The sequence below is a fragment of the Cryobacterium sp. TMT2-18-2 genome, assembly GCF_004402245.1.
Lineage (GTDB): Bacteria > Actinomycetota > Actinomycetes > Actinomycetales > Microbacteriaceae > Cryobacterium > Cryobacterium sandaracinum.
Window position 1 is genome coordinate 40,230 of sequence record NZ_SOFU01000029.1, and the last position, 20,401, is coordinate 60,630.

At 69.8% G+C, this 20,401-nt stretch carries 18 protein-coding genes; 13 read left to right on the forward strand and 5 right to left on the reverse strand.

The genetic code is table 11. The features are described from left to right. Positions 1 to 60: 60 nt before the first annotated feature. Positions 61 to 1,737 carry an FAD-dependent oxidoreductase gene (locus tag E3O22_RS09525; protein WP_134394074.1) on the forward strand — a complete coding sequence of 559 codons (1,677 nt, stop codon included), beginning with the start codon at positions 61 to 63 and terminating at the stop codon, positions 1,735 to 1,737. Continuing rightward, entirely contained in the window at positions 1,734 to 2,039 is a 306-nt protein-coding gene (locus E3O22_RS09530) for a metal-sensitive transcriptional regulator (protein ID WP_104100304.1), read from the forward strand. Before E3O22_RS09525 ends, E3O22_RS09530 begins: the two co-directional genes overlap by 4 nt. A gap of 9 nt (positions 2,040 to 2,048) precedes the next feature. Here the strand turns inward: E3O22_RS09530 and E3O22_RS09535 are convergent, their stop codons facing one another. Then, complete coding sequence (locus tag E3O22_RS09535) at positions 2,049 to 3,227, reverse strand: acyl-CoA dehydrogenase family protein (protein ID WP_134394073.1); 1,179 nt, start codon at positions 3,225 to 3,227, stop codon at positions 2,049 to 2,051. 134 nt (positions 3,228 to 3,361) lie between these two features. Between E3O22_RS09535 and manA the strand changes: the two genes are divergently transcribed. From manA to E3O22_RS09575, 8 genes are all read left to right on the forward strand, one after another. Then, on the forward strand, positions 3,362 to 4,648 hold the full coding sequence (gene manA / locus E3O22_RS09540; RefSeq protein WP_134394072.1) for a mannose-6-phosphate isomerase, class I: 1,287 nt from the start codon (positions 3,362 to 3,364) through the stop codon (positions 4,646 to 4,648). A 257-nt stretch (positions 4,649 to 4,905) separates the two neighbouring features. Then, positions 4,906 to 5,862 (forward strand): hypothetical protein, encoded by a 957-nt coding sequence (locus E3O22_RS09545; RefSeq protein ID WP_134394071.1) that lies wholly within the window; start codon positions 4,906 to 4,908, stop codon positions 5,860 to 5,862. Positions 5,863 to 6,269: 407 nt separating this feature from the next. Further along, the gene (gene galE, locus E3O22_RS09550; RefSeq protein ID WP_134394070.1) at positions 6,270 to 7,244 is read left to right on the forward strand and encodes a UDP-glucose 4-epimerase GalE; all 975 of its coding nucleotides are present in this window, start codon (positions 6,270 to 6,272) and stop codon (positions 7,242 to 7,244) included. Positions 7,245 to 7,402: 158 nt separating this feature from the next. Continuing rightward, positions 7,403 to 7,723: a WhiB family transcriptional regulator gene (locus E3O22_RS09555; protein ID WP_104100299.1), complete on the forward strand. Its 321-nt coding sequence runs from the start codon at positions 7,403 to 7,405 to the stop codon at positions 7,721 to 7,723. A gap of 144 nt (positions 7,724 to 7,867) precedes the next feature. Further along, a complete protein-coding gene (locus E3O22_RS09560; RefSeq protein ID WP_134394069.1) occupies positions 7,868 to 10,981 on the forward strand; it encodes a glycosyltransferase in 3,114 nt (1,037 codons plus the stop codon). Then, positions 10,971 to 12,428 carry a DUF5719 family protein gene (locus E3O22_RS09565; RefSeq protein ID WP_134394068.1) on the forward strand — a complete coding sequence of 486 codons (1,458 nt, stop codon included), beginning with the start codon at positions 10,971 to 10,973 and terminating at the stop codon, positions 12,426 to 12,428. The genes E3O22_RS09560 and E3O22_RS09565 overlap by 11 nt, the downstream gene beginning before the upstream one ends. A 25-nt stretch (positions 12,429 to 12,453) precedes the next feature. Next, positions 12,454 to 13,437, forward strand: a complete 984-nt coding sequence (locus E3O22_RS09570; protein WP_241976601.1) for an MTAP family purine nucleoside phosphorylase — start codon at positions 12,454 to 12,456, stop codon at positions 13,435 to 13,437. Further along, entirely contained in the window at positions 13,434 to 14,498 is a 1,065-nt protein-coding gene (locus E3O22_RS09575) for an NAD(P)-dependent oxidoreductase (protein WP_134394067.1), read from the forward strand. Before E3O22_RS09570 ends, E3O22_RS09575 begins: the two co-directional genes overlap by 4 nt. Before the next feature lie 113 nt (positions 14,499 to 14,611). On the opposite strand, the gene E3O22_RS09580 is transcribed toward E3O22_RS09575, so the two are convergent. Together E3O22_RS09580 and E3O22_RS09585 are read right to left on the reverse strand one after the other, a co-directional pair. Further along, positions 14,612 to 15,778 carry a cell wall metabolism sensor histidine kinase WalK gene (locus E3O22_RS09580; RefSeq protein ID WP_134394066.1) on the reverse strand — a complete coding sequence of 389 codons (1,167 nt, stop codon included), beginning with the start codon at positions 15,776 to 15,778 and terminating at the stop codon, positions 14,612 to 14,614. Continuing rightward, positions 15,775 to 16,527: a response regulator transcription factor gene (locus E3O22_RS09585; protein ID WP_241973349.1), complete on the reverse strand. Its 753-nt coding sequence runs from the start codon at positions 16,525 to 16,527 to the stop codon at positions 15,775 to 15,777. Before E3O22_RS09585 ends, E3O22_RS09580 begins: the two co-directional genes overlap by 4 nt. Before the next feature lie 120 nt (positions 16,528 to 16,647). Between E3O22_RS09585 and E3O22_RS09590 the strand changes: the two genes are divergently transcribed. From E3O22_RS09590 to E3O22_RS09600, 3 genes are read left to right on the forward strand one after another with little or no spacing between them, the layout of a single operon-like run. Beyond that, positions 16,648 to 17,316: a glycosyltransferase family 2 protein gene (locus E3O22_RS09590; protein WP_134394065.1), complete on the forward strand. Its 669-nt coding sequence runs from the start codon at positions 16,648 to 16,650 to the stop codon at positions 17,314 to 17,316. Continuing rightward, positions 17,313 to 17,954, forward strand: a complete 642-nt coding sequence (locus tag E3O22_RS09595; RefSeq protein WP_134394064.1) for a DUF2064 domain-containing protein — start codon at positions 17,313 to 17,315, stop codon at positions 17,952 to 17,954. Before E3O22_RS09590 ends, E3O22_RS09595 begins: the two co-directional genes overlap by 4 nt. Continuing rightward, positions 17,951 to 18,643, forward strand: coding sequence for a bifunctional 2-polyprenyl-6-hydroxyphenol methylase/3-demethylubiquinol 3-O-methyltransferase UbiG (locus E3O22_RS09600; protein WP_134394063.1), 693 nt, complete (start codon positions 17,951 to 17,953; stop codon positions 18,641 to 18,643). Before E3O22_RS09595 ends, E3O22_RS09600 begins: the two co-directional genes overlap by 4 nt. On the opposite strand, the gene E3O22_RS09605 is transcribed toward E3O22_RS09600, so the two are convergent. Both E3O22_RS09605 and E3O22_RS09610 read right to left on the reverse strand, forming a co-directional pair. Next, positions 18,592 to 19,092, reverse strand: coding sequence for a hypothetical protein (locus tag E3O22_RS09605; protein WP_134394062.1), 501 nt, complete (start codon positions 19,090 to 19,092; stop codon positions 18,592 to 18,594). The genes E3O22_RS09600 and E3O22_RS09605 overlap by 52 nt on opposite strands. An 11-nt stretch (positions 19,093 to 19,103) precedes the next feature. Next, positions 19,104 to 20,393, reverse strand: a complete 1,290-nt coding sequence (locus E3O22_RS09610; protein WP_134394061.1) for a molybdopterin-dependent oxidoreductase — start codon at positions 20,391 to 20,393, stop codon at positions 19,104 to 19,106. Positions 20,394 to 20,401 lie beyond the last annotated feature (8 nt).

Here is a 20,401-nt window from a genome sequence, read left to right on the forward strand (position 1 = left end):
CCGGGGCGGTCACCGATCATTTTCTATACCCCCTGGGGTATACTTATCCCGGAGGTTCGAATGAAAACGATCATTGTTGGTGGAGTTGCGGGCGGAATGTCGGCGGCGACGCGGTTGCGTCGGCTGGACGAGACGGCAGACATCATCATATTTGAACGCGGCCACTATGTCTCGTTCGCAAACTGCGGACTTCCCTATTACGTGGGCGGCGTGATCACGGACCGCAGCAACCTCCTGCTCCAGACCCCGGCATCCCTCGGGGCCCGCTTCCGCCTCGACGTGCGCGTCGACCACGAGGTCACGGCGATCGACCGGGAAGCGAAGACGGTCTCCGTGCGCCAAACACAGACCGGCGCCGAGACCACCGAGACGTACGACCGCCTCATCCTGGCTGCCGGGGCGACGCCCCGAACCGGGATCACCCCGGCCGGCCTCGCCACTCGCACCCTGCGCACGGTCGACGACGTCGACCACATCACCGCTCTGCTGGCCGGTATCACGGGTCAGGCCTCCGCCGTCGTCATCGGCGCCGGGTTCATCGGCCTGGAGGCCGTCGAAAACCTCGTTCGCCGCGGTGTGCACGTGACCCTGGTCGAGTTCGGCTCCCAGGTCTTCGGGCCCTTCGACGCCGAGATGGCCGCGCCGATCTTCGACGAGCTGCTGCTGCGGGGCGTTGACGTACGCCTGAACACGACCGTCGCCGCCGCCGTCGACGCGGGAGTCAAGCTCAGCGACGGATCCGTCGTTCCGGCCGACCTCGTCATCGACTCCGTCGGGGTGCTCCCCGACACCTCGCTCGCCGCCCGAGCGGGCATCACGATCGGCGCGAGCGGCGGCATCGCCGTCGATGGCAGTCAGCAGACCAACGACCCGTCGATCTACGCGGTCGGCGACGGCGTCGAGAAGATCGACGCCGTCGACAACAGCGGCATCCTGATCACCATGGCCGGCCTCGCCAACCGGCACGGCCGGGCGGCCGCCGACAGCATTGCCGGCGAGCCCGCGTCGGCCTCCCCGGTGCTCGGAACCGCCATCCTCGGCATCTTCGGCCTGACGGTGGCCATGGTCGGCTGGAGCGAGAAGCGTCTCGTGCAGCGCGGCCGCGCGCACCGCGTCGTGCACACCCACCCGGCGTCGCACGCCACTTACTACCCCGGCGCCGAGGGCATGTCGATAAAGCTCCTGATCGACCCGGCGACGGATGCCATCCTCGGCGCCCAGATCGTCGGCGGCAGCGGCGTCGACAAGCGCATCGACATCCTGGCGACGGCGATGACCGGCGGACTGACGGCATCCGCTCTCACCCGCCTCGAGCTGGCATACGCGCCGCAGTACGCGTCGGCGAAGGACCCGATCAACCAGCTCGGCTATGTCGCCGACAACCTTGCCGCGGGAACGACGCGTGCGCTGCAGTGGCACGAGCTGGCCGCCGCCCGGGCCGCGGGCGCGGTGCTCGTGGATGTGCGCTCGGTGGCGGAGTTCGCCGCCGGGAACATTCCCGGCGCGATCAACGTTCCGGTGGACGAACTGCGGGACCGCCTGGCCGAGCTGCCCGACGCACCTGTGATCGTGCACTGCCAGGTGGGCCAGCGCGGGCACACGGCCGCACGCATCCTGAGCCAGAACGGGTTGGACGTGCAGAACCTCGACGGCGGCTACCGCACCTGGATCGCCGGCGAAACCGCTCTCGGCCTGATGCCCGTCATCGCCGCCAAGTCTGAAAGGATTCCGGCATGACCGAAATCACCGCTACCGCTGCCGACGTCGCTGCTGCCGACGTCGCTGGGGAACAGAACCAGAAGAAGATCCTCAACCGGTTGCGCCGGGCCCAGGGCCAGCTCGCGGCGGTCATCACCGCCGTCGAGGCCGGCGGCAGCTGCAAGGATGTCGTCACTCAGCTTGCCGCCGTATCCAGCGCCCTCGACAAGGCCGGTTTCGTCATCGTCTCCACGGCGATGCGCGAGTGCCTCGACAACCCGCAGGGGGAGAACTCCCTCACCGTCGAGGAGTTGGAGAAGCTCTTCCTGACGCTGGCGTAGCCGCCCCGGCTAGACGAAGGCCGCCTGGCCGGTGATGCTGCGCCCCACGATCAGGGTGTTCATCTCCCGGGTGCCCTCGTAGGAGTAGACGGCCTCGGCGTCGGCGAAGAAGCGGGCCACGTCGTAATCGAGCACGATGCCGTTGCCGCCGAAGAGTTCGCGGCACCAGGCTACCGTTTCGCGCATCCGTGCCGTCGTGTACAGCTTGGCCAGGGCGGCGTGCTCGTCGCGCTGGCTGCCCTCGTCGAGCATCTGCGAGACCCGCACGACCATGCCCAGGCTGGCGGTGATGTTGCCGAGCGACTTCACCAGCAGGTCCTGCACCAGCTGATGGCCGCCGATCTCCTTGCCGAACTGCGTGCGCTCCTTCGCGTACGCGACGGCCGCCTCGTAGGCGCCGATCGACGTTCCCACGGCCGCCCAGGCCACCTCGGCGCGGGTCAGGCGCAGAACCTTCGCGGTGTCCTTGAACGAGTTCGCGTTCTGCAGCCGGTTCTTTTCGGGCACGACCACGTTCTCGAGCACGATGTCGGCGTTCTGCACCGAGCGCAGGCTGATCTTGCCCTCGATCCGGGTGGCACTGTAGCCGGGGGTGTCGGTGGTCACGATGAAACCCTTGACCATGCCGTCGGCGGTGTCTTTCGCCCAGATGATGGTGATGTCGGAGAAGGTGGCGTTGCCGATCCAGCGTTTGGCGCCGTTCAGAAGCCACATGTCGCCGGTGCGGGTGGCCGTCGTGCGCAGTCCCTGCGCCGCGTCCGAGCCGGAGAGCGGCTCGGTCAGCCCGAATGCCCCCACGAGCTCCCCGCTCGCCAGGCGCGGCAGCCACTCGTCGCGTTGCTCCGGCGAGCCGGTCGCCGAGATGGTTCCGCAGGCGAGGCCGTTCTGCACCCCGACGAACGTGGCGACGGATGCGTCCACGCGCGCCGTCTCCAGGGCCACGAAGCCGCGGAACACCGCGGAGTTCGGGAAGGGCCGGGTCTCGGGCCAGCCGAAGGAGTAGGCCCCGAGCGCCGCCAACGGCCGGATGACCTCGGCCGGGAACTCGGCGCGCTCCCAGCATCCGTTCACGATGGGCCGAACGTCCGACTCGAGGTAGGCGCGCAGATTGGCGAGCGCGGTCTTCTCTTGATCGGTCAGCAGATTCTCGTAGCCGTAGAAGTCGCTGGACAGTAGCTCGAAGGTCATCAGGTGCTCCATTGCAGGGGGTGGCGACGGCCGGCGTGCGGCGGTCGGCGGATGTTCGCAGCCTACGGTCGCGGAACCGGCACGCCGCAGGCGGTTGGTAGTTTGGTCTAAACCGAAGAGTGCAGGAGAGCGCCATGTTTGTGGGCATCACCAATTCGCCGCGGCACTATGCCTGGGGTTCGACCACCGCCATCGCGGGTCTGCTCGGTTACGATCCGTCGGGCACTGCCGAGGCCGAACTCTGGCTGGGCGCACACCCGGGATCGCCGAGCGTCATCATTGACCCCGAGCAGGTCGGCGGCCACCACACCCTCCTGGACTGGATCCACGCAGCCCCGGAGGAGGCCCTCGGCGCCGCGCTCGCCGCGCCCGCTGCTCCGCGGTTGCCGTATCTCCTGAAGATCCTCGCCGCCGCGGGGCCGCTCTCGCTGCAGGCGCACCCGACCGCGGATCGGGCACGGATCGGCTTCGGCCTGGAGAACGCGGCCGGTATTCCGCAGGATGCGGCGGACCGCAACTACCGCGACCCGTTCCATAAGCCCGAGGTGATCTTCGCCCTGAGCGACACCTTCGAGGCCCTCTGCGGGTTCCGCGAGCCGGCCGAGATCCGCGGCATCCTGGGCGAGCTGCGCGCCCTCGACGTGGCCTCGGACGACCCGCAGCCCGGCGCGCTCGATGCGCTCGAGCGGCACCTGCTCGGCGACGACGCCCTGCGCGACTGCGTCGACTGGCTGTTGCGCGACGGCCGCGGCGGCGATTCCGGCGAGGTGGCCTGGCTGGTCGAGCGGGTGGTTGCCCTCGCCGTCAGCGCGGCCGACTTGGCCGAGAGCGGCGCGATACTCGACTACCCGCTCGAACTCGCCACCGTGCGGGACCTGGCCCGCGCCTACCCGGGGGATCCCGGCATCGTGATCTCGCTGCTGACGAACCGGGTGTCGCTGCGCCGAGGCGAGGTGCTCTACCTGCCTGCCGGGAACATCCACGCGTACCTGTCCGGCCTCGGTGTGGAGCTGATGGCCGCCTCGGACAACGTGCTGCGCGGCGGGCTGAGCCCCAAGCACATTGACGTCGACGAACTGCTCGAGGTGCTCGATTTCACACCGCTGCCCGTGCCGTACCTTCCGCCCGTGCTGTCGTCTCCGGGCGTCTCGGAGTACCGACCCGACGTCGACGACTTCGTGCTCGTGCACATCGCGGCGGAAGCCGCGGATGCGGGTGCGGGTTCTCGCACGGGAGTGCCGATGCGGCAGTTCACGCTGACGGGGCCCGCGATCGCCATCTGCACGGCCGGGGGATTTCTGGTGGCCGGCGCGGGGGCATCCGTCGCCCTCAAGCGCGGCGAGTCCGTCTACATCACGCCCGATGAAGGCACGCTCACGTTTGCCGGCGTCGGCGAGGTTTTTCTGGCCACGACCCCCTAGCCCTGGCTCCCCACCAATTCGACGGAGATTTTGCGCTCGAACCCGCTATTTGCAGGTTTGTGCGCTGTTCGGAGCAAAATCTCCGTCGAATTCGTTCGCGGTCGCCCTTCCGCGCAGCAGCGCGGAGGTGCTGGGGCGGTCTGATCGGGAGCGTCCGGGCGGGAAACGGTGCCCCCCCACCCGGTGGGGGCGGCGCGTTATCCCCAAGGTGACGGATGCCGCGGCGCGTGTTCGACTCCGCTGCAAGGCTGCGGGCCATGCGCTCACTAACCAGGGACATCCTCGACCACGGACTCTTCGTCAAGCGCGCCGCACTCCGCGCCCGAGGCTGGAGCGATGGGCACCTCCGCGGCGAGGTCAACCGGGGAACGGTCATGCGAGTGCGCAAGGGCTGGTACTCGGTTCCGTCGGCGCCGCCGTCGGCCGTCGAGGCGTTCCGGATCGGAGGCCGGCTGGCCGGATTGAGCTGCCTGAAGTCCTACGGGATCTGGACCCCAACCACCGGCAGGCTCCACGTCAGCGTCCCCAGCGCCGCGCGCGGGTTGCGGCGCCCGACGGACATGCGCGCACGGCTGGATGTGCTCGACGGTGTGCGGTGTCGCGTGACGTGGAGCGACGACGCGATCGGCGGACGGGGCGACTGCGTGTGGCGTACCAGCGTGCACGAGGCCCTGGTGCACATTCTGAACAACCACGACCGGGTCACCGCAATCGTGTGTCTGGATGCCGCGTTGCACAGCGCCCAGGAAAACGGCGTCGGGATTATTCTCGACGACCTGGGCTGGATCTTCGCCCGCGCGCCGCTGCGGGTTCAGTCCTGGCGCGACGAGGTCGACGGACGCGCCGCCGCGGGTGGGGAAACGGAATTCCGGCTCAAGGCCCTGGCCGCGGGCATCCCCTTCGTTCCGCAACCGTTCGTCAGCGGGGTCGGGCATCTCGATGGCCAGATCGGGCCGTCGACCTTCGTCGAGATCGATGGGAAGGACTGGCATGACGATCCGATCGCCTTCGAGGTCGACCGGGAACGTGATCTGCTTGTTGCAAGCCAGAACGGGCGCACCCTGAGGTTCAGCTACGCGCTCCTTCGCAAACAGTGGGGGTTGTGTGTGCGGGCGATGGTCACGGCGCTGGAGTACGACTACCTCCGCGAGCCGTCGGCTGCGTTTCCGCCGTTCCACGAGCGGATGATGCGGGCTCGCCGCCGTCTCGGTTAGGGCCCGGGTCGGTTCCCGGCCCCCGCATCAGTTGTCGCCCCTGCGCCGCGGCGCGCACCCGCCCAGCTCGCGGTCGAGCCGCCTGGCGCACCCGCGCGCGTCGCAATCACGGCCCCATCCGTTGCCCGACCCTGCCCGCCCCCCGCGTCCGCCACCCTGCGGGCCGAACGAATTCGACGGAGATTTTGCGAATTTAGGCTTGAAAACTCCAGTTATGGGGGTGGTGAGGCAAAATCTCCGTCGAATTCGTCCGGGAACTCGCGCCGGGCAGCGGCGAGCCGCGCCGGGCACCCGGGCGACCCGCCCCGACGAGCTGCCGCGCTGATCGACCAGCAGCAGCCTCCGCCACCGAGGCTAGGCTTGCAGAGCGGCAGTGCTCGATTGCCGTCAGATCTTGCGAGGTTCAGATGGCGTGGCTTGTCACCGGAGGTGCCGGATACATCGGTTCCCACATCGTTCGTGCGTTCCTGAAGGAGGGCATCGAGGTGGTCGTCATCGACGACCTCTCCAGCGGGCACGCTGAATTCGTGCCTGCCGACGTGCCGTTTGTGCGCGGCACCCTCCTCGACCGAGAGCTGCTGATGCGCACCTTCGCCGAGCACGCCGTGACCGGCGTCGTGCACGTCGCGGGCTACAAGTATGCCGGGGTCTCGGTGCAGCGCCCGCTGCACACCTACGAGCAGAATGTCACGGCCATGGCCACCCTGCTGTCGGTCATGCAGGCGTGCGAGGTCGAACGGATGGTGTTCTCCTCGAGCGCGGCCGTCTACGGCACCCCGCACACCGACCTGGTCACCGAGGACACCCCGAAGAACCCCGAATCTCCCTACGGTGAGTCCAAACTGATCGGCGAATGGTTGCTGCGCGATCAGGCCGTCGCTGCCGGGCTGCGCTACACGGCGCTGCGCTACTTCAACGTGGTCGGGTCCGGAGCGCTCGACCTGCGCGATACCAGCCCGCACAACCTCTTCCCCCTCGTCTTCGACGCGCTGATGGAGGGCCGCATCCCGAGCATCAACGGCGACGACTACGCCACCGCCGACGGAACGTGCGTGCGGGACTACATCCACGTGGCAGACCTGGCCCTCTCGCACGTGGCTGCGGCCCGCCACCTGGACGCCGGCGAGCCGGTGCTTCCCGTCTACAACCTCGGCAGCGGCGACGGAGTGTCGGTGGGGCAGATCATGTCCACCGTGGCGGCCGTCACCGGCATCGACTTCACGCCCGTGATCGGTCCGCGCCGTGCGGGGGACCCCGACCGGATCGTCGCCTCCGGCGAACTCGCGGCGCGCGATCTGGACTGGGCCATGCGCCACAGCCTGGAGCAAATGGTGCAGAGCGCCTGGGAATCGCGGCAGGCGGCATCCGTCTCAGCGTTGTGACCAATCAAATCCCACCGATTTTCGCTCTTGGGCGAGTCGAAACCCTCCAGCAAATATCGAGGGTTTAGTATCAGCGACTTGACGGCGAGGAATTACACGGCTGTAATTAGTCCTGACGCGTAATTTTGGGCACATTTTGCAGTGGGGTGGATGACGATATGGCGCTATCAGAGTCTCGTGCCGGGGTACCGGAGGACTGGTTCATTGACCCGGTCCGTCTGGGTGTTCCCGGTGTTCGCAAGGAAGCGGGCGACGGCGATCTTCTGTCGTGGCAATCGGACTCGCTCTGCGCGCAGACCGATCCGGAGGCGTTCTTCCCCGAAAAGGGTGGGTCGACCCGCGATGCCAAGAAGATCTGCTCCTCGTGCGAGGTGAAAACCCAGTGCCTCCAATACGCGCTCGCCAACGACGAGCGGTTCGGAATCTGGGGCGGCCTGTCCGAGCGGGAACGGCGCAAACTGCGCAAGCGGGCCAGCTAGGCCTCAGACGGGCCGTAAAACGACCCACGGCATGCGGATCCGGACCCGACGCCGGCTGCGACACCGGAGGCGAGACAGTGTTTTTCAGGCTCGCCCCTCCCATTGCTCCTCATCGGGCCCGATCCGACCTAGGCTGATCTCCATATGCATGCCAGAGTCACCGCCATCCTCGTTGCCCGTAACGGCGCCAAGCACCTCGAACGCACTCTCGAGGCGCTGAGTCGCCAGACACGTCAACCCGACGTTGTGATCACGGTCGACTGCGGATCGACCGACACGACGGCGGCGCTTCTGGCTGCCTACGCACCGACTCACTTCATCTCAGCGGATGCCGGACTCAGCTTCGGCGAGGCCATCGCCACGGCCGAGAGGGTCATCGCCCCCGCCGAGTCCGACAGCGAAATGCTGTGGCTCCTCGCCCAGGACAGTGCTCCGGAACCCGGCGCGCTGGCGGCCCTGCTCGGCGAACTGGAGATTGCGCCATCCGTTGCCGTGGCCGGTCCCAAGGTCATGGACTGGGACGCCGGCGACTACATTCACGAATTCGGGCAGTCCCTGACGCCCGGCGGTGCGACCGTCACCCTGGTGGAGAGCGAACTCGACCAGGGCCAGCACGACGGCATGGGGGACGTGCTCGGTGTGAGCGCCGGCGGCATGCTGGTGCGCCACCTTGTCTGGCAGCAGCTCGGCGGCTTCGACCCGGCCCTGCCGTCCGCGGACGACTCCCTCGATTTCTGTGTGCGCGTGCGGATGGCCGGCTACCGTGTCTCCGGCGTCGCCGCGGCTCAGGTGGCCTCAGCCGGAGACGGCGTTGCCGGCACCAGCGGCTCCTCCCGCGGCCGCGCGCGCCGCAAGCGCCTCCGTGCCATGCGCGCCGCGCAGCTGCATCGCCGGCTTGTCTACTCCCCGCGCTGGATGATCCCTCTGCACTGGCTGGCCCTGGTTCCCCTCGCGGTGCTGCGCTCGTTCGGGCAGCTGCTGCAGAAGGAACCCGGGGCGATTCTGGGTGAGTACTCTGCCGCGTTTGCCGCGGCTTTCAGCGGTCTGCGGGTAAGTGCTGCCCGGCGCCGCTTCGGCGCCACCCGCGCCCTGGGCTGGGCATCGATCGCCTCGCTGCGTGTGCCCACCGTCGAGGTGCGTCGCCGCCAGGCGCTCCGCCGTGAGGCCAGCCTCACCAGTGTGAACGGCGAGGTGCCCGAAATCCGCTTCATCTCCGGCGGCGGCGCGTGGACCGTGTTGGCCGCCCTGGTGGCCGGCCTCATCGTCCTGGGCCCGCTGATCGGCGCCCGCACCCTCATCGGCGGCGGGCTGCTGCCACTGGCGGACACCCCCGCCGAACTCTGGGGGAGCATCGGCTACGGCTGGCGTGACATCGGCCTGGGCTTTGTCGGCGGCGCCGACCCATTCGCCACGGTGTTAGCGGTGCTGGGCTCGCTCACCTTCTGGGCGCCGTCCTTCTCGCTCGTCCTGCTCCACTTCCTCGCCCTGCCGCTGGCCGCCCTCGGCGCCTGGCTTGCCGCAACCCGCCTCTCCGAGCGCGCGTCCATTCGCGCCATCGCCGCCGTGCTCTGGATGCTGTCGCCCACCTTCCTCAGCGCCCTCGCTGCCGGGCGTCCGGCTGCGATCCTCGTGCACCTGCTGCTGCCGTGGCTGTTCTTCGCCGGGTTCATGGCCGCCCGCTCGTGGTCGGCGTCCGGCTCCGCGGCCCTGCTGTTCGCCGCCATCGTGGCTGCGGCTCCGTCGCTCGCGCCCGCGCTCCTGGTGGTCTGGCTGATCGCCATGCTGCTCAGTGGGCGCAGCGGTATGCGGTTCATCGGCATCCCTCTGGCGGCGCTCGCCCTCGCGGCACCTCTGATCTGGAATCAGGGACTGCGCGGCAACTGGCTGGCCCTGCTGGCGGACCCGGGCCTGCCTCTGCCCGCCACCGACGTCTCGGTGTGGCAGCTGTTGCTCGGCTTCCCGTCCGGTGAGCTCGGCGGGTGGACCCCGCTGCTCGAGACGCTCGGGCTGCCCGGTGTCGACGCGTTCGTGCTCGTGCCGGTGCTCCTGGTCCCGCTGGCCGCACTCGGCGCCCTTGCCCTCTTCCTGCCTGGGGCCCGCGGCGCGAGCTTCGCGCTGCTGACCGCCCTGCTCGGCGCGGGCACGGCCGTCGCCGCCAGCCAGCTCTCCCTCTCCTCGGTCGGCGGCCAGTCGGTCGGTATCTGGGCCGGCGCCGGGCTCAGCCTGTACTGGCTCGGACTGGTCGGCGCGGTCGTCTTCGCCCTGCGCGGCATGCGCCGCTTCGCCATCGCACCGGCGGTCACCGTGGTCGCCCTGCTCGTGATCGTGGTGGCGCCGCTGGTCGCGGCCCTGCCCCTCGGCACCAGTGTCGTGGCCGAGGGCATCGACCGCACCCAACCCGCGTTCGTCAGCGCCGAGGCGCAGACGGATGCCCGGGTCGGCACCCTGCAGATCGTGCCGCAACCCGACGGCGGCATCCTCGCGACCATCGTGCGCGGTCCCGGCGCCACCCTGAACACCCAGTCCACCCTCAGCAGCACCGACGTGACTCTCAGTCCGCGGGAGGAGGAGCTGGCCACTTTGGCCGGAAACCTCGCCTCCCGCAGCGGGCTCGATGCCGCGGCCGGCCTGGCCGACTTCGGCATCCGTTTTGTGCTGCTTCGACCGGCCGCCGTCGCACCGACCGGTCCCGGAAACACGGCGCCGGTCACCCCCGCGGCGGAAGAGACCGCCGGCCGCACCACGACCGCCCTCGACGGCAACGCCGCCCTGGCGCCGGTGGGAGACACGGTCTTCGGCCGGCTCTGGCAGCACGAGGTGACGGATGCCCCGGTCCCCACCGCGGCCAACGGCGCCATCCCGGCCAACGCCGGCGGCACCCTCGGTCTGGTGTTCCTCGTCATCGCCGCGCTCGTGGTCGGCGCCACCGTGCTTTTGTCCATCCCCACCGGCGCGGGGCCGGAGGCGGTGCGCCAGGCCAGCCGGGACGCCATCCGCAACACGGCGAAGGCCCGCACCAGGGAAAACAAGCGCATCGCCAAGGCGGCGGCCCGCAGGAAGCCCGCGCCCGGCTTCCGGCCCTCCGCCGAGCGCGCCGTCACGCCCGCGGCGGCGGGCGCCCCCGCCACAGCCGCACCGGTCACGTCGACTGAAGCCGTCCCAGGAACGTCACCGGACGTCGATTCCGGTACCGGACCCGATTCCGGACCTGACACGGAAATCGGCGCCCGTTCGGAGGAACACGACCATGCCCAGTAAACGCGGAATCGTCCTGTTCGGGGCGCGGGCGGTGGCCGGATTGGTCGGTCTCGGCGTCGTCGTCGCATCCGTCGGCGCGGCAACCCTCGTCACCTGGCCCACGTTTGAGAAGGGGCCGTCGTCCATCATCGTGTCGCCGAATCCGAGCGAGCAGCAACGAGTCTGCCCGGGGCCTCTCCTCGTGCTGGCCGAGGATTCCAGCCAGGCACAGGCCACCAGTTCCGTCGGAAGCGCTGCAGCCGTCTTCGGCGCCCATGCGGCGTCGGGCGAGCCGGGGTGGATCGAACCGGAGGTTACAGCCATCGCGGCCCCGGACAACGCGAACACCGAATCGTTCGGCGCACCGCAGTTGCTGCGCGTTCCGACCCCGCCCGGGTCGGGGGCGGCACCGCTGGTCACGGGCAGCCAGTCCCAGATCGCGGGCGGCGAATCACTCGGTGGCCTGGCCGTCGCGGGCTGCGGGGAGGCGGCCGGTGATAGCTGGCTCGTCGGCGGTTCCACCGACATCGGCCGCACCAGCCTCGTGCTGCTCAGCAACCCCACCACGGTCGTCGCCACCGTCGACCTGGCCGTGTTCGGCGAGACCGGGCAGGTGGATGCCCCCGGCTCCACCGGAATCCTCGTGCAGCCGGGCACCCAGCGGGTCGTTTCCCTCGCCGGACTGGCCCCCAACCTCCGCTCACCCGTGCTGCACGTGCAATCCAAGGGCGGCCAGGTGGCGGCCACGCTGCAGCAGAGCATCGTGCGCGGGCTGGAACCCGGCGGCGTCGACCTCCTCGGTCCCTCCAACGGCCCTGCCGAGGCCGTGGCCATCGCCGGCGTGATCGTCTCCAACGCGGCCGGATCGGATGCCCCCGACGAGGTCGGCGGCCTCAGTGACGACGTCACCTCGGTGCGGGTGCTTGTGCCCGGAACGGAGGCGGCGACGGTCCAGGTCGGTGTGACCGGTGCGACCGGCCAGGCGGCCGGGGCCTCAGTCCAGGTCGACATCCAGCCGGGGGTTGCCACCGAGGTGCCCCTGACCGGGCTCGTTCCCGGAACCTACTCGCTGGAACTGACCGCCAGCGAGCCGATTGTGGCCGCGGCGCAGAGTTCCGCGGCGGGTTCCGCAGGCCGCGACTTCGCCTGGTTCGCATCGTCCGACGCCCTCGCCGACGAGTTCCTGGTGGCCGTCGCCGACGGCCCGTCCCCGCAACTCAACCTGGTCAACACGGGCACCGTCGACGCCACCTACACGGCCACCCCCGACAATGGCGCATCCAGCACAGTGACGGTGCCGGCCGGCGGCTCGGCCACGATGCCGTTGGAGCAGTCGCAGCGCTACCTCGTGTCCGGCGGCACCTCGAGCGTGGCTTCGGTGGCCTACGCGGGCGACGGGCTGCTCGCGGCATTCCCACTGAGCCAGGCCGGGCCACTGGCGGCCCCGATCCGGGTCTACCCCCGCTAGCCGTCTTCCAACCTCTGGAGATCCCGTGATCGAGACCACCAGCACCACCACCAGCACCACCGACGAGGGCGTTGCCGTGAGCGTCGCCGTCATCGGCGGGTCCGGACTGTACCGGCTCTTCGACGCCGGCACCGAGACATCCGTCGACATCATCACGCCCTATGGTCCTCCCTCGGCGTCGATCACCATCGGACTGCGGGCCGGCCGGCGGGTCGCCTTCCTGACCCGGCACGGCGGCGACCATTCGGTGGCGCCGCACCTGATCAACTATCGGGCCAACATCTGGGCGCTCGCGTCGCTGGGCGTGAAGGCCATCATCTCTTCCTCGGCCGTCGGCGGCGTCAGCCCCGCATACCCGCCGGGGATGCTGGTGGTGACCGACCAGTTCATCGACCGCACCTCGGGCCGTGCCGACACCTTCTACGACCAGGGCACGGTCGCGCACCTGGCCGCAGCCGACCCGTTCGATCCGGAGTTGCGCCGCCTCGCGATCGGCGCGCTCGCGGCGCTGGAGGAGAACTTCGCACCCACCGGCACCTGCGTCGTGATTCAGGGCCCGCGGTTCTCCACCCGGGCGGAATCGCTCTGGTTCCGCGCCGCGGGAGCGCACACCGTCAACATGACGCAGTACCCGGAGGTCGTCCTGGCCGCCGAACTCAACATGGGCACGGTCAATCTCTCCTTCGTCACCGATGCCGACGCAGGCCTGGCCCCGGTGCCCACCGTTCAGACCGACACCGCTCAGATCGACACACCTCGGGCCGAGGCCGACCCGGATACCGTTTCCGCCAGCCTGGTCTTCACGCGTCTCCGGGCCGCCCAGCCGCGGATCCTGGCCGCGATCGACGGTATCCTGCGTGCCCTGCCCGAGAATTTCGCCCCGCGCGAGCTGATCGCCCCCGGGCAGGTCGGCGTGGTGCTCGATCGTCGACCTGCACCTGCCCGTGCCCCAGCCCCAGCCCCAGCCCCAGCCCCAGCCCCAGCCGCGCCGGCCGGAGCCGACGCGTGACCCGGCGCCTGCTCGTCACGGGTGGTGCCGGTTTCATCGGCGGCGCGATCGTCCGGGACGCGCTCGCCCGCGGCTGGCAGGTACGGGTGCTCGACTCCCTTCGCAGTGACGTGCACGGTGGACTCCCGGTGCTTCCGGACGGTGTTGACGTGCTCGTCGGCGACGTGACCGACGCATCCGTCGTCGCGCTCGCTCTCCGCGACACGGATGCCGTCTGTCACCAGGCCGCGAAGGTCGGCCTCGGCGTGGACTTCGCCGACGCCCCCGACTATGTGCACAGCAACGAGGTCGGCACGGCCGTTCTGCTCGCGGCGATGACCGAGGCCGGGATCAACCGGTTCGTGCTGGCCTCCTCAATGGTGGTCTACGGGGAGGGAAGCTACCGCGGCCCGGAGGGTTTCACGCGTCCGGGACCGCGCCGCGAGGCCGATCTGCTGCGAGGCGTGTTCGACCCCGTCGATGAGGCAACCGGTGAGGCCCTCGAGCCGCAGCTCATCTCCGAGGACGACCCGCTCGACCCGCGCAACGTCTACGCGAGCACCAAGCTGGGACAGGAATACCTCGCGTCGGCGTGGGCGCGCGCCACCGGCGGCCGGGCCGCGGCGCTCCGCTACCACAACGTCTACGGGCCGGGGATGCCGCAGAACACGCCCTACGCGGGTGTCGCGTCGCTGTTCCGCTCGGCGCTGGAACGCGGCGAGGCCCCACGGGTCTACGAAGACGGCGGCCAGCGTCGCGATTTCGTGCACGTCGCCGACGTCGCTTCGGCCAACCTCGCCGCGCTCGACTGGACCGCCGGCATCGAGCCGTCCACTTTCCGCCCCTTCAACGTGGGCAGCGGCGTCGTGCACACCATCGGCGAGATGGCCGCGGCCCTCAGCGTGGCCACCGACGGACCGACCCCCGTCGTCACCGGGCAATTCCGGCTCGGCGATGTGCGCCACATCACGGCCTCCTCGGGGCGACTCCGCCGCGAACTGGACTGGGCACCCAGCATTTCATTCGAGGAGGGCATGCGCGCTTTCGCGAACGCGCCCCTGCGCGCCGCCGTCACCCGGTAGCCCCGGTATGAACCAATTCGACGGAGATTTTGCCAAAAAGAGTCGGTTTGAGGCCGAAAACAGGGTTTATGGGCAAAATCTCCGTCGAATTCGTTCGGGGCGTCCGGCGCGGATCAGCCCGTAGCGATCGGATGCCGCGGCAACAGCACCTCGAACCGGCACCCGCCGGGCACGTTCCGCACCCGCACTTCGCCGTGGTGCGCCCGCACGATCCCCTGCACGATGGCCAGGCCGAGGCCAGCGCCGCCGGTGCCCAACGGTTCGGCCGCCGGGGTGCGCGGACCGCTCGCCCGCCAGCCGGCTTCGAAGACCCGGCTGAGGTCCTGCTCGGGGATGCCGCCAGCGGCATCCGTCACCGAGATCTCGGCATGGTCGGTGGCACCGGCACCCGATCCGGTGCTGGCCGTGACCGAGACCACGATCGAGCTGCCGGCCGGCGAATGCTGGATGGCGTTCATGACGAGGTTGCCGACCACCCGGGACAGTTCGCGCGGGTCCGCGAGAATGGTCAGCCCCGTCTCTCCGGCGAATCGCAGGTCGATCGACTTGCCCTGGGCGATCGGCCAGAGTCCGGCGACGGTGTCGCTGATCAGGTCGTAGAGCGAGACCGGCTGCAGCCTCAGGCGCAGGGTGCCGGAGTGGATCTTCGACAGCTCGAAGAGGTCGTCGACCATACCCGTGAGCCGGTCCACCTGCCCGCGCATCTGCGTGTAGTACCGTTCCGGGTCCTCGACCATGCCGTCTTCGAGGGCTTCGGCCATGGCACGGATGCCCGCGAGCGGCGTGCGCAGGTCATGGGAGATCCAGGCGATCAGCTCGCGCCGTGACTCCTCGATCTGATTCTCGCGGACGCGGGATTCGGCGAGGCGTTCCCCGGTCGCAGCCAGCTCCCCGGCCAGCGTCGTGAACTCGTTGTTGCTATGCCGGTCGGTCGCCGCGACCCGTTCGCCGCGCCCGATGCTGGCCGCGGCCGAGCGCAGGGAGCGGCTGTCCCGGGCGAGCTGACGGCCGAGCACCGCGGCCATGGCCAGCGACACCAGGCCGGCGACACTGGCCACGGAGTAGAAGACCGAGAGGTCGTGCCGGGAGACGTACATCTGCGAGGCGACCGCCGCCATCCCGCCGACGACCGACACCACCGTGGCGAGGGCGATCACCATCAGCTGCAGTACGAGGGAGGTGCGGGAGAGCAGGCGCAGGGTGAGCAGGCCGGCGCCGCCGACGACCACCGCGCAGGCCAGCGTGAATACGGAGACGGTGAGCAGCACCTCCGGTGTCATGATTGCCGCCCCGTGAGAGCCAGCGGGACCGGGTCGAACCGGTAACCGACCCCCCAGACCGTGTTCAGCAGCCGGGGCTGCGCCGGGTCAGCCTCGATCTTCTCCCGCAGCCGGCGTACGTGCACCGTCACCGTGGACAGGTCGCCGAACTCCCAGCCCCAGACCGAACGAAGCAGGTCCTCCCGGCTGAGCACGGTGTGCGGACGCCCGATCAGGTAGGCCAGCAGGTCGAATTCCCGCGCGGTGAGCACCAGCGGCTCGCCGCGCAGCCGCACCTCGTGCGCCTGCGCGTCCAAGGCGAAGTCGCCGGCCGAGACCAGCCCGGCCGGCACGGCGGGCGCCGTGCTCCGGCGCAGCACCGACTGCACCCGCAGCACGAGCTCGCGCGGGGAGAACGGTTTGGTCAGGTAGTCGTCGGCGCCGGCCTCGAGGCCGTCGATGCGGTCCTCCTCCTGGTTGAGGGCGGTCAACATGATCACCGGGATCTCCCAGTCCCCGCGGATGCGCCGGCACACCTCGATTCCGTCCAGGAGTGGCAGCATCCGGTCGAGCACGACCAGGTCCGGCCGCAGCTGTTCGGCTTTCGTGAGCCCGTCCAGCCCGTCCGCGGCCTCGTCGACCACGAACCCGGACGCCCGCAGGTACCGGCAGACGATCTCGGACACCGTCGGGTCGTCGTCGACGACGAGGATGCGGCGCTCGAGGGGCGGTAGCGGGCGCAAATCGCCCGGGGGCAGGGAAAGTGGCACGAGTTCAGGATAGAGCGGCGGGCACCGGGTGTGCCGGGCCGGCGCAGGCGACACCGTTTCTTCCTCACTCCGTAATCTCTTTGGCCGTTTCGGCGGGGCCGGCCCCCTTAGTGTCGACCCATGACTGTGATCCAGGTGGACCTCGTGCTGCCATGCCTGAACGAAGCCGGCGCCCTGTCCTGGGTGCTGTCGCGCCTCCCGGAGGGGTATCGGGCCATCGTCGTCGACAACGGCTCGACCGACGGATCGGCCGAGATCGCCGCCACGGCAGGCGCCCTGGTGGTGCACGAGGCCCGCCGCGGCTTCGGCGCCGCCGCTCACGCGGGCCTCCTGGCGGCCACCGCGCCGATCGTCGCCTTCTGCGATGCCGACGCGTCGATGGACCCGGCCGAACTGCCGCTTTTGGTGGACCCCGTGCGGGCCGGATCCGCCGACCTGGTGCTCGGCCGCCGCCGGCCCGCGACCGCTAAATCCTGGCCGCTGCACGCGCGCCTCGCCAATTCCAGTCTGTCCTGGCGTCTGCGCCGAATAACAGGGGTGAACATCCATGACCTCGGCCCCATGCGCGCCGCGCGCCGCGAATCCGTGCTGAACCTCAATCTCCAGGATCGCCGCAGCGGGTATCCGCTGGAGATGTTCCTGAAAGCGGCGTCGGCGAACTGGCGCATCCTCGAGGTCGACACGACGTATTCGCCCCGGGTCGGCCGCAGCAAGGTGACCGGAACCGTGCGCGGCACCCTGACCGCGGTCAACGACATGTCCGCCCTCCTCCGGGAGACGCGCCGATGACGACCATCGTCGTGATCGCCAAGGAATGCCTACCCGGTCGGGTGAAAACCCGGCTGCACCCGCCGCTGAGCCTCGAGCAGGCCGCCGAGCTGGCGGCGGCCAGCCTCGACGACACCCTCGCCGCGGTCGCCGCCCTGCCCGCGACCCGCCGCATCCTGGCCTTCGACGGCGTGGTTGCGCCGAACGCAGCCGCCGGCTACGAGATCCTGCCGCAGGTGGAGGGCACCCTCGACTTGCGGCTCGCGGCCGTGTTCGACGCCTGCGAGGGTCCCATGCTGCTGGTCGGCATGGACACCCCGCAGATCACCTCCGCCCTGCTCGAACCCGTCTTCACCGACTGGACCGACGACGTGGATGCCTGGTTCGGCTTCGCGAACGACGGCGGCTTCTGGGCACTCGCCCTGAACGACCCGACCGGCGATCTGATCCGCGGCGTACCGATGTCCCGGGACGACACTGGCGCCGTGCAGCTGAAACGGCTGACGGATGCCGGGCTGCGCGTGAATTTGCTGCCTACCCTCACCGACGTGGACACCATCGACGACGCCCACCGGGTGGCGGGGATCGCGCCCACCGGCAGATTCGCCGCGGCCCTGGCCGCCCTGATGCCGCCGAGCCCGACGGACAATCTCCGATGACGCTGCTGGCCGCACAACTCGAGGGCGAGTGGGCCGAACCCACCACCTTCGGTGCAGGCGGCGCGGAGCCCTATGCCGCCGCGCTGCGCAACGCCGACAACGTGCTCTACCTGCGCCGGGCGTCCTCCGGCGAGCACGCCACCATCGACGCCGGCCGGTGGAGCGCCGACGCCGACGACACCGACCTGTGCCTGCTCGACGGGATCACCGGCCCGGTGCTCGACATCGGCTGCGGTCCCGGCCGCATGGTGCGGGCGGCCATGGGGCTGGGGATGACCGCGCTCGGCCTCGACGTGTCGGCGACAGCCGTGCGCATGGCCGCCGACGCCGGCCTCGACGTGTTGCAGGGCAGCGTCTTCGACCCTCTGCCACTGGAGGGTGCCTGGGCGGCCGCCCTACTCGTCGACGGCAACATCGGAATCGGTGGCGACGCATCCGCTCTGCTCACGCGGTGCACCGAACTGCTGGCGCCGGACGGCGTGCTCCTGGTCGAACTCAGCCACGACCCGGCCCGGGACGACAGCTACCTCGGCACCATCGAGGATTCAACCGGGAGCCGCAGCGCCGTGTTCCCCTGGGCGGAAATCGGCATTGACGGCCTCCGCGACCGTGCCGGAGCGGCCGGCCTGGTCGTGACTCAGGACTGGCGGCTGGACGGCCGCTGGTTCGCGCGCCTGCTGCGCGCGTAGAGCACGACCGACCAAACCGTCGCGACCAGGGCGACGGCCACCCAGAACAGAGCGAGGTTCCGCCCGTAGTCGAGCGGAAGGATGCTCGGATTGTTCGAGGTGAGCGACCGGGCGACGATCGCGGGCACCACGATCAGCGTCATGATCGAGCCGACCACGATGGCGGCCTGCACGACCAGCACGATCGTGCCCGTGACGCGGCGCCCCGCGCGGCGCAGCAGAAGGCCGCAGAAGAAGACCAGGGGCGCCAGCACGGCGTCGTGCAGTACGATCGCCGCGCCGATCCAAAGCGCCACCCCGGGCAGTCGGGTGATCCGCACTGTGTCGAATAGAACGTAGAGGCCGAAGAGGAGCCCGGACGTGCCGATCAGGATCAGCGTGGTGCGGGCTGCGCGCATCCGTCGGTCGCCGGCGTGGGGGAGCGCGGTGGTCGCGCGTGCTGTTGTCATACCTGCGGTGTTCATGCGGTGATCGCCTCGATCCGGCTCAGCCATTTGGTTTGCAGCACTCCGGGCCGTCCCGGGGCGATCATGCGCGCCGGGTAACCGTGCTGCAGGTCGAGCGTCTCGCCGTTCAGCTCGAGTGCCACCAGGGTCAGCGGATCCCGCACGTATTCCGGTCCCATCTCGGTCTTCTTGAAACTGCCGCGCTCCTCGAGACTGATCAGACGAAAGGATGCGCCGGTGTCGGCCCCGACCAGGTCGGCCAGTTCCGACAGGCGCACCCCGCGCCAGACCGCCAGTTGGCTCCAGCCCTCGACGCAGGCGATCGGCAGCTCCACCGCGGTCTGCGGCAGGGCCTCGAGCTCGGCCCGACTGAAGCTGCGCTCCACGCCACCGGCAGCGAGGGTGAGCACCCAGCCGGCGGCGACGGCCGACGCGGTGACCTTCGCCTCTTCGGCCGTGCGGTTCACCGGGAGGCCCTGAGGGCCGACGCCCTTCTTGCGCGGACCGAACACGTTCACCGCGTCCAGAGGCGCAAAGGTCTGGCCGGCGGTCAGCCCCACCACGGCGGCGCAGGCGATTCCGACCGTGGTGAGAAAGCCCCGGCGACTCACGGTCGTCGTCTCGTTCACGGTCGTCGTCTCGTTCACGAGCGACGGCGTGGAATCGATCCAGGCGATCAACCGGCCCGTCACACCGGACGGACGTCCGCTGCCCCAGAGCCGCACCGCCTCGACGTCGGCCGGTGACTCAACGTCGCTCGCGGCATCCGTTGCCTCGTGCTCGGCAGCGGCGCGCCCGTTCCAGAACCGTGTGATGATCGGCAGCTTGATGCCGATGTGCAGCACCAGCAGTCCCACCAACACCCAGCCGAGGGCGTAGTGTACCTCGCGGAAGGGAAAGGGCCACGGGTACCACTGGTAGGTGTTGATCAGGCCGATGGTGATCTGCACCAGGGATGCGCCCACGAAGAGGGCGATCGACGCGCGTTCGAGCAGGTGCAGGAACGATTTCACCGGCGGCGACTGGAACAGGCCGGGGAAGACGATGTAGAGCTTGGCGAGCAGCAGCGGGAAGCACGCGATGCCGGCCACGATGTGCGTGCCCTGGGTGATCTGGTAGAGCGACGCGGGCCGGGTCGGGAACCGCATCCACGGCAGCGGCTCCTGCAGGAAATGGCTGTATAGGCCGGTGCCGAAGCAGACGATGAACGCGGCGCCGAGCAGCCGGCCGATCACGACCGCCAGCCGGGGATTGCGCACCGGGGAGGCCAGCGCGCGCTGGGCCTCGTACATCATTCGTCTCATGGTTCCAT

Bases quoted from the DNA above. Each gene is read 5' to 3' on its own strand.
- E3O22_RS09580 (WP_134394066.1), bottom strand. From the start codon at position 15,778: ATGACACCGGAGGTGCTGCTCACCGTCTCCGTATTCACGCTGGCCTGC.
- E3O22_RS09555 (WP_104100299.1), top strand. From the start codon at position 7,403: ATGGCGCTATCAGAGTCTCGTGCCGGGGTACCGGAGGACTGGTTCATT.
- manA (WP_134394072.1), top strand. From the start codon at position 3,362: ATGTTTGTGGGCATCACCAATTCGCCGCGGCACTATGCCTGGGGTTCG.
- E3O22_RS09565 (WP_134394068.1), top strand. From the start codon at position 10,971: ATGCCCAGTAAACGCGGAATCGTCCTGTTCGGGGCGCGGGCGGTGGCC.
- E3O22_RS09560 (WP_134394069.1), top strand. From the start codon at position 7,868: ATGCATGCCAGAGTCACCGCCATCCTCGTTGCCCGTAACGGCGCCAAG.
- E3O22_RS09525 (WP_134394074.1), top strand. From the start codon at position 61: ATGAAAACGATCATTGTTGGTGGAGTTGCGGGCGGAATGTCGGCGGCG.
- E3O22_RS09605 (WP_134394062.1), bottom strand. From the start codon at position 19,092: ATGACAACAGCACGCGCGACCACCGCGCTCCCCCACGCCGGCGACCGA.
- E3O22_RS09595 (WP_134394064.1), top strand. From the start codon at position 17,313: ATGACGACCATCGTCGTGATCGCCAAGGAATGCCTACCCGGTCGGGTG.
- E3O22_RS09600 (WP_134394063.1), top strand. From the start codon at position 17,951: ATGACGCTGCTGGCCGCACAACTCGAGGGCGAGTGGGCCGAACCCACC.
- E3O22_RS09535 (WP_134394073.1), bottom strand. From the start codon at position 3,227: ATGACCTTCGAGCTACTGTCCAGCGACTTCTACGGCTACGAGAATCTG.
- E3O22_RS09530 (WP_104100304.1), top strand. From the start codon at position 1,734: ATGACCGAAATCACCGCTACCGCTGCCGACGTCGCTGCTGCCGACGTC.
- E3O22_RS09590 (WP_134394065.1), top strand. From the start codon at position 16,648: ATGACTGTGATCCAGGTGGACCTCGTGCTGCCATGCCTGAACGAAGCC.
- galE (WP_134394070.1), top strand. From the start codon at position 6,270: ATGGCGTGGCTTGTCACCGGAGGTGCCGGATACATCGGTTCCCACATC.
- E3O22_RS09610 (WP_134394061.1), bottom strand. From the start codon at position 20,393: ATGAGACGAATGATGTACGAGGCCCAGCGCGCGCTGGCCTCCCCGGTG.
- E3O22_RS09545 (WP_134394071.1), top strand. From the start codon at position 4,906: ATGCGCTCACTAACCAGGGACATCCTCGACCACGGACTCTTCGTCAAG.